The organism is Flavipsychrobacter stenotrophus, assembly GCF_002954265.1.
In the GTDB taxonomy this organism is placed as follows: domain Bacteria; phylum Bacteroidota; class Bacteroidia; order Chitinophagales; family Chitinophagaceae; genus Flavipsychrobacter; species Flavipsychrobacter stenotrophus.
In genome coordinates, this window is sequence record NZ_PPSL01000002.1 from 404,725 (window position 1) to 416,421 (window position 11,697).

General features: G+C 44.5%; 7 protein-coding genes. 2 read left to right on the forward strand and 5 right to left on the reverse strand.

The window, feature by feature from the left end; all coding sequences use genetic code 11:
* Nucleotides 1–3 precede the first annotated feature (3 nt).
* The 4 genes from CJD36_RS06805 to CJD36_RS06820 all read right to left on the reverse strand — a co-directional run bounded on the left by CJD36_RS06805 (nucleotide 4) and on the right by CJD36_RS06820 (nucleotide 5,560).
* Nucleotides 4–843: a UbiA prenyltransferase family protein gene (locus CJD36_RS06805; protein WP_105038385.1), complete on the reverse strand. Its 840-nt coding sequence runs from the start codon at nucleotides 841–843 to the stop codon at nucleotides 4–6.
* A 117-nt stretch (nucleotides 844–960) separates the two neighbouring features.
* Nucleotides 961–2,499, reverse strand: coding sequence for an acyl-CoA carboxylase subunit beta (locus tag CJD36_RS06810; RefSeq protein WP_105038386.1), 1,539 nt, complete (start codon nucleotides 2,497–2,499; stop codon nucleotides 961–963).
* 100 nt (nucleotides 2,500–2,599) lie between these two features.
* Complete coding sequence (locus tag CJD36_RS06815) at nucleotides 2,600–3,889, reverse strand: UDP-N-acetylmuramoyl-tripeptide--D-alanyl-D-alanine ligase (RefSeq protein ID WP_105038387.1); 1,290 nt, start codon at nucleotides 3,887–3,889, stop codon at nucleotides 2,600–2,602.
* Nucleotides 3,890–3,991: 102 nt separating this feature from the next.
* On the reverse strand, nucleotides 3,992–5,560 hold the full coding sequence (locus CJD36_RS06820; RefSeq protein WP_105038388.1) for an SUMF1/EgtB/PvdO family nonheme iron enzyme: 1,569 nt from the start codon (nucleotides 5,558–5,560) through the stop codon (nucleotides 3,992–3,994).
* Nucleotides 5,561–5,834: 274 nt separating this feature from the next.
* Between CJD36_RS06820 and porU the strand changes: the two genes are divergently transcribed.
* Entirely contained in the window at nucleotides 5,835–9,599 is a 3,765-nt protein-coding gene (gene porU, locus CJD36_RS06825) for a type IX secretion system sortase PorU (RefSeq protein WP_133162531.1), read from the forward strand.
* A gap of 87 nt (nucleotides 9,600–9,686) precedes the next feature.
* The gene (porV, locus tag CJD36_RS06830; RefSeq protein ID WP_105038390.1) at nucleotides 9,687–10,862 is read left to right on the forward strand and encodes a type IX secretion system outer membrane channel protein PorV; all 1,176 of its coding nucleotides are present in this window, start codon (nucleotides 9,687–9,689) and stop codon (nucleotides 10,860–10,862) included.
* 166 nt (nucleotides 10,863–11,028) lie between these two features.
* Here the strand turns inward: porV and CJD36_RS06835 are convergent, their stop codons facing one another.
* Nucleotides 11,029–11,544 (reverse strand): transposase, encoded by a 516-nt coding sequence (locus CJD36_RS06835; RefSeq protein ID WP_105038391.1) that lies wholly within the window; start codon nucleotides 11,542–11,544, stop codon nucleotides 11,029–11,031.
* Nucleotides 11,545–11,697: the final 153 nt, after the last annotated feature.

Sequence of the window (11,697 nt, forward strand, 5' to 3'; positions counted from 1 at the left end):
CTGTTATAACAATAGAACCAGTAAAGAGTACACGATCATTACGCCATCGGCATAAATAAGGTAATTACGTTCGCTGTTGTGTGTCTTCAGGTATTCGGCTACATACCTGGTGACTATAGCAGTGATCACTACTGCTACCAGCCTGTACCATAGCGGATAACGCAGGTATTGAACGATGCCGGCAAGCATAAATAAGATCAACGAAATATTGATCACCGTATAGCTATTCTTTATGCCCACTATCTGCGGAAAGGTATTGATATTGCTGGCAATGTCATCCTTCACATCTCGTATGTCAAAGATGATGCACAGTGAGAAAATAAACATGAACCGCACTACAATTTCGTAAGGGAAGTCGCTTACGTGCCTTTGCCAGTAGAGCATGGGCAATACAGATGTTACTATCGTCCATACACTAGCCAAAGACAATATCTTCAGCCAGCCAAAATCGCGCAACCGTTTCTTTGTTTTGAATGGCAATAATGGCATAGAATAGGCAAAAGATATGAACCCCAGTACGGCACAGGCGATCAACATTTTTTCAGACAGTAAGACACGAAAACTTGCTGCCATCATAAACAGGCCAATAAAAGACATTAGCGCATATACCTGCCGGTGCCAGCTGGTAAGCCGCGGCAAGCCTACCTCAACAGACTTTCTCCGCTTCACCGCTTTATGCAGGTTGTAGACAACAAGCGTACAACCATAGACGAACACGTCAAGCTGATTGAACCACGGGATAGGAATATCATTGACGAGCCGCTCGGTAGCCATGCACAGGCCCATAGCGCAAAATGCGGTAAATGAGCTTGTCAGCAAAAACCAGTCGAGGAGTTTCTTCATTGAATAATTTGGCTTTGTAAAAGTCGCTATTCCTATCCAAAAAACGGCAAAGCCCCGAACTTCCGTACGGGGCTTTACGAATAAAACACTTTTTACTTTTAAGTTTTTACTTTTTACTTACAGTGGCACGTTACCATGCTTGCGCTTAGGATTGACAACCACCTTATTTTCCAGCATCTTAAATGCTTTGATCAGCTTAGCGCGGGTAGCTTCAGGAAGTATTACTTCATCAACAAAGCCCCTTGCGGCAGCTACATATGGGTTGGCAAATTTTTCAATGTATTCAGCTTCCTTTTCAGCGATCTTAGAGTATTGGTCTGCAGCTTCTGATATCTCTTTCTTGAAGATGATCTCTGATGCACCCTTGGCTCCCATTACCGCTATCTCGGCTGTAGGCCATGCATAGTTCATGTCGGCACCAATGTGCTTCGAGTTCATTACATCATATGCACCACCATATGCCTTGCGAGTGATCACCGTGATCTTAGGTACGGTTGCTTCACTCAGCGCATACAATAACTTAGCACCATTAATGATGATACCCTGCCACTCCTGGTCGGTACCCGGCAGGAAGCCCGGCACATCTACCAACACCAGCAATGGTATATTAAAGGCGTCGCAGAAGCGCGTAAAGCGCGCACCCTTGCGGCTCGCATTATTGTCTAACACACCGGCAAGATAAGCGGGTTGATTAGCTACAATACCTATGCTGCGGCCACCTATGCGCGCAAAACCCACAACAATGTTTTCCGCCCACTGTTTATGCACCTCCAGGAAAGAATCTTCATCAGTAATTTCGGCTATTACATCTTTAATGTCATAAGGCTGATTGGGATTTTCAGGAATGATACTGTTTAATGCTTCTCTTGTTTCATTACCTGCTTCATAAGGATATACCGGGGCATCGTCCTCACAATTCTGCGGCATGTAGCTAAGCAGGTTCTTAATGTTCTCTATACACTCTACCTCATTGGCACAAGCGAAGTGTGTAACGCCCGACTTAGACGCATGTGTATTTGCACCGCCAAGCTCTTCACTGGTAACAGTTTCATGGGTTACTGTCTTCACAACGTTGGGGCCTGTGACAAACATGTAAGAGGTATTTTCCACCATCATTATAAAGTCGGTAATAGCAGGTGAGTAAACCGCACCACCGGCGCATGGGCCCATGATAGCAGATATCTGCGGTATCACACCCGATGCCTTTACATTGCGATGAAAGATATCGGCGTAACCACCTAATGATACTACACCTTCCTGTATACGTGCACCACCACTATCGTTAAGACCAATAAGAGGGGCACCGTTCTGCGCAGCCAGATCCATGATCTTTACTATCTTCTCTGCGTGGGTCTCAGACAAGCTACCACCAAATACGGTAAAATCCTGAGAATAGACGTATACCTGTCGGCCATTGACAGTTCCATACCCGGTCACCACACCATCGCCAAGGTATGTTTCATTTTCCATGTGAAAATCACGGCTTCTATGCGTTACCAGCATCCCTATCTCTTCAAAAGATCCCTCATCGAGCAGGAGCAGCAGCCTTTCGCGGGCGGTGAGCTTGCCCTTTTTGTGCTGCGATTCTATACGTTTTACACCACCACCCAGGTGGGCTTCTTTTATCTTTTCTTTGAGTATTGATACCTTATCCATGCTTATTGTATAAATGACAAAACAAACCTAATACAAAAATATTTGAGAACAACGAACTACATTGAAAACCATATCTATTTAGCTAAGATAATCAGCAGCTCTACTCAGGCAGAGCAGCCGCCATCACTTCCATTTTACTGCCCCGCGAGCCTTTGATCAATATAGAACTGTTGACCGGAGGATGTTGCGCCACATACGCAGCAGCGTCTGTGGAGTTTTCAAACCACATATGGGCGCTCTTTACAGTAGCAAACTCCTTACCCACCAGTATTACGCCTGCCCACTCATACTTGTCTATCAGTGCTACCAATTCTGCATGTTCGTGCTGCTCTTCTGTACCCATTTCCCGCATACCGCCTATCCATAACATTTTACCCGGCAGATCTGCTTTCGCAAAATTTTCCATTGCGGCTTTCATACTGGTGGGGTTAGCATTATAGGCATCTAGTATCACCTGGTTATTGCCCTTTTTCAGCCATTGAGAACGGCTGTTGTCGGGATTATAAGCAGCGAGCGCTGCTTGTATTTCCTGCAGACTTACACCAAAATGCTCGCCTGCAGCTACCGCCAACAGTACATTAGGGAAATTATATTCGCCAACAAGGTGAGTAGTTAAGGTCACCGGCTCATCATCGGTATCTACCTCTACATTCAGGAATACCCCGTTCATTACCGGCCTGCCTGTATAGCCCGCCGGGTGAGATCCATAAGTTATCTGCTCACTAATGCCGTCAGCCATTGGTTCCAGGTATTCAAGATCAGTATTCAGAAAAATGGTCCCGCCTGTTTCACGGATAAAATCATACAACTCACCCTTTCCTTTCCTTACTCCTTCTATGCCGCCAAAGCCTTCTATATGGGCCTTACCACAATTAGTGATCACGCCATAATCGGGCAGTGCTATTTCGCAATAAGATGCTATCTCTTTTTGGTGGTTGGCCCCCATTTCTATAATGGCCATCTGCGCATCCTTCTTTATCTTAAGAATGGTAAGCGGCACACCTATATGATTGTTCAGGTTGCCCTCAGTAGCGTAGGTAATATATTTACGGCTCAATACTACTGCCAGCAACTCTTTGGTAGTTGTTTTGCCATTAGAGCCTGTAATAGCTATAAAGGGGATATCCATTTGCTGCCTGTGGTACTTAGCCAGCTGCTGCAGCGTTTGCAGCGTATTATCGACAACTATACACTTGTCACCCACCGCAAATGCTGCATTGTCAATAACAGCATATGCCGCACCTTTTTGCAGTGCTTCGGCAGCAAATGTATTGCCATCAAAATTAGGCCCGCTCAAGGCGAAGTAAATATCTCCCTGCTTTATCTTCCGGGTATCTGTCTGTACAGAAGGATACCTGAGATAGCGTTCATACAATTCCTTTATTTCCACAACCGGTCAATTTATTGAAGTAATTACTGTAAAAATAAACAACCCCCTTCTTATTACGAAGGGGGTTGCAAAGAGTTATTCAATATTAGTTATTGCTATTAATTAGCGTCTGCGGTTCTTCTCGCGGCCAAAGCCGTTACCTGCAGGCTCATTGTTACCGTTAGGGCTACCCAGGCGATCAACTACGCAACGGAAACCGATGGTGTTTGATGACAAATTACCCTGAATGTAACGACGTGTACCCGGTGCCAACCAATAAGCGCGGTCAGCCCATGATCCACCCTTGTAAACCTTAGTAGAGTCATTGATCAAAGTGTTGATACCATACTGATACTGACCATAATTCATCTTGTCCAACTGTCCACCTGCGTAAGAAGTATCACCATCTTTATAAGAATACAGGTTAGAACTTCTGATCTGGCGACCCTGTTGTGATGATTCATTTGCTGGAACGCGTGTGTATGGAATGTGACCGGTAGAATCTCTTTCTTCCACAGTACCATCTTCCTGGAACTGCTGTCTCATGTACTCATTACCACGGAAAGAACGGAAACCATCAACATCATCGTGAGAGTTCGGACGGTAAGTATCCATAACCCACTCATTAACGTTACCGGCCATGTTATACAGACCCAAAGCATTCGGATGGTATGTTCTAACCTTTGCAGTGATATCAGCATTGTCATTCAAACCACCTGCAACACCCATGTAGTCACCGGCACCTCTCATGAAGTTACCCATGAATTCACCCTGGTACATATTGTGGATATCGTAGCGGGTAGTATTTCTAGGTCCCCAGCCGTATACGTTATTATCTGTAACAACTTCTTCACCACGACGACGCTTAGTTTCCGGAGCCGGGTTATTACCTGCAGAACCCAGAGCAGCATATTCCCACTCAGCTTCTGTTGGCAGGCGATAGTCTGGCATAAAGATACCGTCAGACATATTGTAAGGACGTGTACCTGATCCGTTCGCATCAAGATCTGATTTCTGACGACCACCATTAGTACCCTGATACTGACCGTTCATGTAAGTCTCAGTAGTGAATACGTCTTCACCTGTCTGGTTAACATTTGGCTGCAAAGCTCCTGCGGCAATGAGCAAATACTCATTCACGCGGTCTGTACGCCATTTGCAATAATCACTTGCCTGGTACCAGTTAACACCCACAACCGGATAGTTATCATAAGCAGCCGCACGGAAGTAATTCTTCACGTAAGGCTCGTTATAACCCAATGGTGAACGCCATACAGTAGAATCGGGCAATGCAGCCACTACTACTTCAGGAAGGTCATTTGCGTAAGCACGGCCTAACCAATAGATATATTCGCGGTAGCTGATGTTGGCCAATTCCGTTTCATCCATATAAAATGAAGAAACAGAAACTGTACGCCTGTTATTATTGTTTTCTCCGGTTACCAATTCATCATCCTTGGCACCCATTGTAAAACGACCGCCCTGCACGAGAGTCATACCCACCGGGGTCTGCTGACCCTGATATCCTAAAGCCACATCAAAACCACCCCAACGGCGATCATTCAATGGCCAACCGGTAGTGTTGGAAAACCCATCTCCCTTACCTTCCTTACGTGAACGGGATGTACAAGCAGAAAAAAGTGTGGAAACTCCAATACAAAGTAAAGTGACGCCTATTAATTTTCTTTTCATAATAAAACTCAAAGATTTGACGGTATTAGTCTGACAAACTGTTAAATCAAGGAACAATGTTAGTACTTTCTTTTCAGATTTTCAAGCATTCCCAACCACAAAAATAAAATTTACGTAAATAATTCTTTTGTCCACACAAAATATACGTTAAATTTTCTCGTTGTTATACCATGGCAATTGCCGTTTCTCAGCCTTTCTGACCATATTTAAGTAATTTTGAGAAAGAGGTTTTTTGCCGGTTGAAAAATTCAAAAAATTATTACCTCCTGGTTATATGAAAAAATTAATTATTAACTATTCTACCCTTTTGCTGTTGTCGCTTACCGCAGCAGCACCTGCCCATGCTTACACTACTGCTTACCAGGTAAGCAGTAATAATATACATACAGGCTATATAAGCGAAAAGGTATGGTTGAAAGCATATGCCAAACCACAGGTTGTAATTTCGGGCATCTCTTATACCACTGGTGTTGCGCTACCTTCCGATGCGGCAGCGGGCAACCAGACCGATGTAGTTGTGAGGCTGGGCATGGATAGAAAGAGGCCATTTGCGGTGATCAGCGTACCTGCTTATAAAGCAACAGCTATAGCGGGCATTGCAGACCAGGTAACAGGCTTTACACTCGATATTACCGAGACTGAATTGCCACCAACTACAACTGCATCAAAAACTACTTCAGCAACCAATTCTGTGCTATCAACCGGCACATGGTATAAGATAGGGCTTACTAAAACAGGTTTGTACAAACTTGATGGCGCCTTTTTCACCTCCATGGGCGTAAACCTTGCAGATGTCAATCCGGCAAACATCAGGATCTTTGGCAATGGCGGCACCATGCTTTCTGAAGATAACGCACAGCCCAGGATCAGTGACCTTGCTGAGAATAATATATGGGTGAACGATGGCGGCGACAATGCTTTTAATACCGGCGACTATGTAGTGTTTTATGGCTCAGGCCCTACTGCCATGGTGAAAGACAGCGCCAAACAGCGGTTTACACACCTCAACAATCTTTACACAGATACAGCATACTACTTTATTACTTTCAATAATGGCGCTGGCGCAAGGGTTCAGACTCAGGGTTCTGTGCCAACACCTAATACCACCGCTACCACGTTCAACTTCTTTGATGTGAACGACCAGGACCTGATCAACCCTACAGGTTACAGCAAAAGCTGGTTCAACGACAAATACTCTCCGGACATTAATATCAGTACCAAATCTTACAGCTTCGACCTGGGCGACAATATTGCAACACTGGAGTGTAAGGTAAAGTTTGCCTGCCACCAGGAAGCAGCAAACAGCACTATTGTAGCTACGCTGAATGGCGCACCTATGGGTAATGCACTTTTCGACACCCCTACCCCAACGGCCGCAGATATTTTGTTAACACATCGTGCGCCAACATGGACCGTACCTTGTAATTCAAGAACAGCCAATATCACAATTACTTTCAATGCTGCCGCGGGCGACCCATCATCCAAAGGCTATCTTGATTATATAGAACTGAATGGCCGCAGAAATCTGAACATTGGTGGCAACCAGCTTAATTTCAGAGACTGGTCGACAACCGGTGCAGGAAAGATCACTAATTACCAGTTGACCAACGCTAACGGCTTTACAAAAGTGTGGGACGTGACCGATCCTCTGCACCCTGTAATGATGCAGGGAACACTATCCGGCAGTACCTATTCATTTACTCAGAATGCCAATATGCTACATGAATTTGTAGCCATGAATAATGAGGCATTATATAGCGCCTACTACGTTGGCGGCGTACCTAACCAAAACCTGCATGCCAGCACAGCAGCAGATCTGATCATAATTACCGACGTATCATTTCTACAGGCAGCACAGCGATTGGCCGATTTCCACGCCAGCCACGATCACCTGCGCACGGCAATAGCTACTACCCGTGATATTTACAATGAATTTTCATCTGGAGCACAAGACCTTAGCGCTATAAGAGATTATGTGCGTATGATGTATAAGAATGCCGGCACCGACAGTGCTGACATTCCGCGCTACTTGTTGCTTTTGGGAAGTGCTTCTTATGACTATAAGCATCGCGTAGCCAACAACGCTAATCTTGTGCCTACGTTTGAATCTACCAATGATTCCAACTCCATTAATAGCTTCCTTAGCGATGATTTTTATGGATTCCTCGACGACTCGGAAAACATAGAAGATGGGAGTGTGGTCAACGCTCTTGATATTGGTTCAGGCCGTATATCAGCCAGAAACCTGACTGTAGCAAATGATGTGGTCGATAAGATCATTCATTACAAATCAACAGCTACACTAGGCCCATGGCGCCTGTCAACCACTTTCGCCGCTGATAATAACGACCCCGCAGGGTTCCACGCGGACGATGCAGAACTGGTTTGCGCACAACTCGTTCAAAGCACCAAAAACCTGTATAATGAGCAGAAGGTGTACCTGGATGTTATACCGTTTGTAAACACTCCGGCAGGCGACAGATGCCCTAATGCCAATACATCGCTCAATGACCAGATCTATAAGGGCGCATTCATGATCAACTACAATGGCCATGGCCGTAATGATCTGCTGGCGCATGAGCGTATACTGACGCAGGACGACTACAGCCAATGGGCAAACATTGACAAACTGCCATTCATGATCACTGCCACCTGCGATTTTGGCCAGTTCGATCATCCCGAATTTATTTCGGCAGCAGAACAGTTGCTTTTCGACACTAAGGGTGGTGTTATAGCCATGATCACGACTACACAGGCTGTATTCTCTTCATACAATAAGGAGATGAACAGAGAATATGTAGAATCTCAGTTCACCAGGAATGCGAATGGCAGGTGGAATACTTTCGGCGATGCGGTAAGAGCAGGAAAGAACTTAACCTACATAAATCTTCAGCCCGAATCTGTACTCGCCAATTTCCGTAAATGGACATTGCTTGGCGACCCCGCACTGACCCCCAATTTCCCTGAAAATAAGGTGACCATCGATAGCATTCTTGATGGTGCAACAATGGAAGTCGCCGACACGGTAAGAGCCCTTGGCATGTACACCATTAAAGGCACCATACGCGACAATAATAATAACGTTATTAATGATTTCAACGGTTCACTCACTATGTCGTTTTTCGACAAGGCAAGAAACGTTTCGTTTCCTGCGGGATATAGCAGAAAGTCATTTGCTGTGCAAGACAACCTGATCTACAAGGGTAAGGTTTCCGTAACTAATGGTCAGTTTTCAATCACTTTCATTACGCCTAAGGATATCAATTACTTCTTCGGAAAAGGTAAAATAAGCACTTACGCCGAAAACGGAGTAACAGACGCTGCGGGTATGGATACATCTATAGCTATAGGAGGTTATTCGGCTAATCCTGTAAACAATGATGTACCGCCTACAGTAAGACCATTTATGAATGACAGCGCGTTTATTAATGGTGGCATTACCGGCACTAATACTTCTTTGTTTGTCATCCTTAGTTCGCTTACCGGCATTAATGTATCGGGCTACGGCATTGGTCATGATCTTACAGCAGTGCTCGATGGCAATGTGGAGCTGCCTTACATTTTGAATGACTATTACGAAACAGCTCCTAATACATTCCAGTTGGGTTTTGCCAAGTATCCACTTACAGGCCTGCCCGACGGTGTGCATACCATAAGAGTGAAGGCATGGGATGTAAACAATAATGTTGGTGAAGGATCGGTAGATTTTGTGGTGATCAAAGGCGAGCTATTTGCTATTCAGAATCTGGGCAACTATCCTAATCCGTTCGGTGGCCTTACACACTTTGTATTCGAGCACAACCACCCCGATGAATTGATGAATGTAGAGATCAACATATTCAATACAGCCGGCGCCCTGGCCAAAACGATCAAAGAAACCTTTACACCGGGCGGCAGCCGCAGCTCAGATATTACCTGGGATGGCACCGATAATGGCGGTTCTCCGTTACCATCAGGCGTATACGTTTACAGACTGAACATATCAACAGAAAAAGGTTATAAGACCTCTGCATACCAAAAGCTGGCAATCATACGTTAATACAATGGCCGTATCTCAATTAAATATTGTGATAGTGGGCAAAAAGGAATATTTTTGCAAAACTTTAAATAAAACAATAATAACAAAATGGCAAAACATTTTGCAATTGCAAGCTTAACACTATTAGCCGGTCTTGTGTCTTTTAATGGCCGGGCCCAGAATGTAAACGGTACCCAGAACTTTGTTACTACAGCAGTTCCCTTTCTGAGAATTACCCCCGATGCCCGTGCAGGTGCCATGGGAGATGCTGGTATTGCTACCACACCAGATGCAAACGCACAATACTGGAACGTTGCTAAACTGGCCTTTTCTGAGAAGAATTATGGTATCTCTGCTACATATACTCCATGGTTGAAGGACCTCGTTCCGGATATCTTCCTGGCTTATATTTCCGGCTATGCCAAAATAGGCAAGGATAATAACCAGACAATCAGCGCATCTATGCGTTATTTCTCTTTGGGTAATATCAACTACACTACCAATACGGGCGACCCTAATGGTACAGGTCAGCCACGTGAGTATTCTTTCGATGTTGGCTATTCACGTAAGTTGTCTGAAAATTTCTCTACAGGTGTAAGCCTCAGGTATATCCACTCTGCTATCGCATCGGGCGTAAGCTACCTTGCGGGTAACAACTACAAGCCGGGTAATGCATTGTCTGCCGACGCAGGTGTATTCTACACTAAGAGGAAAGAAAAAGATGATATCCATGTCAACACCCTTAACCTGGGTGCGGTAGTAAGTAACCTTGGTTCTAAGATATCTTACAACTCCAGCAGAAAGGATTTCATACCAATGAACCTTGGCCTGGGTGTAGCGTATACTACTCAGTTCGACCAGTATAACAAGATGACTTTTGCCTTTGACGTAAACAAACTACTGGTACCAGCGCTGAATAGCTCAGATACACAGGTAGGTATCATCAGCGGTGTGTTTTCGTCATTCGGTGGTGGCAACCAATTGCAGAAGCTAGATCTTTCTTTGGGACTTGAATATTGGTACCAGGATCAGTTCGCTGTGCGTGCAGGTTACTTCTACGAAGACAAGAGCAATGGTGACCGTCAGTATATAACTGCAGGACTGGGTGTTAAGTACAATGTATTCCAGATCAATGCGGCATACATCGTTCCGCAGGGCAGCGGTACTACCCGCAACCCATTGTCTAACACAGTACGTTTCTCATTGCTGTTCGAATTCGACAAGATCAACAAAGCCGCTGCAGACGATGCACCAGCTGATGTTGCTCCACCGGCAGCCAACTAATTTAACAATAGATTTTTTATAGAAAGAGCGCTCCGGTTGGAGCGCTCTTTTTTTGTGGCTGTGTGGTTATTAAAAATACACAAATGAAAACAGCTATTGTATATGTGCTGCGCCCCGCCGCTTTGGAGACGCAAAATCTTGCATCTCTACGAACCGCCATTGGCAATTATTTTCTATAAAATTTATCTTCCTGCCATCTTTGTGGATTAGTGATAATGTAGTTCCTTATTTTCAGATATTCCTCTTCATTGAGAATTATGTGATCATGAAAACGAGGTTGCCATTTAAACACAATATTGTTTTCATTGGCATAATTCGTTACTCCAATTTTATAACCCAGCATGATTGACCCAAGATTTTTCGACTGCGGACCAAAACTACTTCCTGATTGCTCCTTTTGGTTGTCAAATGTTCTATTTATCCCAATAATTCCGTGTACATGATTGGGCATGACTGTGAATACATCCACGTCAACAAATGGAAAATGTTGCGGGATCGCCAGCCAACAATCATTTGCGACAATGCCTAAGGGCGACCAATGGATTTTTTCGTTGGTGATCGACCCAAAATACTGTTCCTTGTTAAAGGTACATAGAGTGACAAAATATGCCGCACTGCTGCTATAATCCCATGATCTCAGCCTGGTAGATTCTACTCGATATTTATTGTAAAACAGAGACACTATAACTATTATTAGTACTGGATCGTAATATACTTATTCTTGCAAAAAATACAGATAATTATGAAGAAGGCTCTTAGTCAGGCCAGCAGGTGGTAATTCAAAGATTACACGTAGGTAGAGACGCAAGATTTTGCGTCTCCCCAGTGGCTGGGT